Origin of the sequence: Kistimonas asteriae, from assembly GCF_018263925.1 — a bacterium.
Classification (GTDB): Bacteria; Pseudomonadota; Gammaproteobacteria; order Pseudomonadales; family Endozoicomonadaceae; genus Kistimonas; species Kistimonas asteriae.
Genome location: NZ_JAEVHF010000040.1, coordinates 1 through 1,952 on the forward strand (window position 1 = coordinate 1; position 1,952 = coordinate 1,952).

General features: G+C 39.5%; 3 protein-coding genes. All 3 read left to right on the top strand.

The features are described 5' to 3' along the window. The first annotated feature begins 159 nt into the window (after positions 1 to 159). A complete protein-coding gene (locus KHS78_RS22125) occupies positions 160 to 690 on the top strand; it encodes a hypothetical protein (RefSeq protein WP_211831188.1) in 531 nt (176 codons plus the stop codon). A 100-nt stretch (positions 691 to 790) separates the two neighbouring features. Next, a complete protein-coding gene (locus KHS78_RS22130) occupies positions 791 to 1,243 on the top strand; it encodes a hypothetical protein (RefSeq protein WP_211831189.1) in 453 nt (150 codons plus the stop codon). 76 nt (positions 1,244 to 1,319) lie between these two features. Beyond that, complete coding sequence (locus tag KHS78_RS22135) at positions 1,320 to 1,772, top strand: hypothetical protein (protein WP_211831189.1); 453 nt, start codon at positions 1,320 to 1,322, stop codon at positions 1,770 to 1,772. Positions 1,773 to 1,952 lie beyond the last annotated feature (180 nt).

A 1,952-nucleotide genomic window follows, 5' to 3' on the forward strand; every position in this document is an offset into this window, starting at 1 on the left:
TACTTTATTAATTTATAAAATATCCAGAGCCTTAATTTAGCATTAGCCTTAAAAAGCAGTATTCCGCATGTAACAAAACAATCGTGTGGGACTGCACTAACGTGCAGCCCCACATCGAGTCGTTATGCCTCTCTAACAATCAAAATTGATAATAACAAAATGCCAAAATATCTTTTTATTCTTGCACTTCTTCCTTTCTACGTAATAGCTGAAAGTGAAATACCTAAAGAATCGTATTTTGAGATTCGTTCCAATGGCATCGGCTTTGGAAGCAAAATAAATCATGGTACTCACTTAATACTTCCACTGCCAAATTATTGCATTAATAACATCACAAAACATTTCAAATCTAATGTTTATGATATAGAACTCATAGATACTGACTCTCACGAACAAATATTCACTAGCCAAATATCAATCAAATCATCTGGCGCGACTGCATCAGACATTTATCAAAGTTATAAATACATTGTAGAAACCTGTATGGCAAGAAAACGAGTTATTGATGGCAATGTCTCTTGTAGCTCTACCTCCATTAGTTCACGAGCCCCTGAAGATTTACCACTTACTGATCAACAAAAAATTAAAAACTTCGACTTCTACGAATTTGTTGGTACTAAAGGAAACTCTAAAACATGTTTAATTTTTAAAGACAACATGCTTTATACAGAGAACTACCAAATAAATTAAAGCATAACTAAGCGTTGTTGTTCGCCCCTTCTGGGCTCGGGACCTTCGCAGCTTTGCTGCTCGGCCCCAAAACTTAGCGTTATATTTTTAATCAACTTTCATGAATAAATTAGTTTTAATCTACGAAAGAAAGGGCTCGTTATTTTTGGGAGCAAACCAACAAACAACTGCTGGTGTATGGCTTGATGCAGGTCCATATTTTACGTGCTCTAGCTCTGATGAAGAGGCAACCATTGGATCACTATGCCTACAAGCGCTAGAACACTCCAAAAGTGGTGTGCCTCACCCTAAAACACACTCAGGCATGACTAAACCACTCCTACTGGCTGCAGGTGTTAAGTCCTATAGAACCTTTATCAAAGGTACTAAAATGTGCATGCTTAGTGCTTCAGATAAGTATGAGATCACACCATGCAGAAATGGAGGCTCCACAGGTAATGAGAAGGGCTTTCATGAAATCGCAGAAAAAACACAATACCTACAACAAGCATCAAATGTATCTCAACTGGGTAAAGCTGTTATCCAAGCGTTAATTGCTTGTACTGAGAAATAAATATAACAAAACAATCGTGTGGGACTGCACTAACGTGCAGCCCCACATCGAGTCGTTATATTTTTAATCAACTTTCATGAATAAATTAGTTTTAATCTACGAAAGAAAGGGCTCGTTATTTTTGGGAGCAAACCAACAAACAACTGCTGGTGTATGGCTTGATGCAGGTCCATATTTTACGTGCTCTAGCTCTGATGAAGAGGCAACCATTGGATCACTATGCCTACAAGCGCTAGAACACTCCAAAAGTGGTGTGCCTCACCCTAAAACACACTCAGGCATGACTAAACCACTCCTACTGGCTGCAGGTGTTAAGTCCTATAGAACCTTTATCAAAGGTACTAAAATGTGCATGCTTAGTGCTTCAGATAAGTATGAGATCACACCATGCAGAAATGGAGGCTCCACAGGTAATGAGAAGGGCTTTCATGAAATCGCAGAAAAAACACAATACCTACAACAAGCATCAAATGTATCTCAACTGGGTAAAGCTGTTATCCAAGCGTTAATTGCTTGTACTGAGAAATAAATATAACAAAACAATCGTGTGGGACTGCACTAACGTGCAGCCCCACATCGAGTCGTTGAGTCTGTAGAAAAACGTCTGGAAGCACTGGCAGTCCCCGGCATAGCAGATATCCTTTAGAAATCTGCCCCAGAGTTCTATTTCGAGCCTCGCCATGCCTCGCTTCAAGCCGTACGACACTCG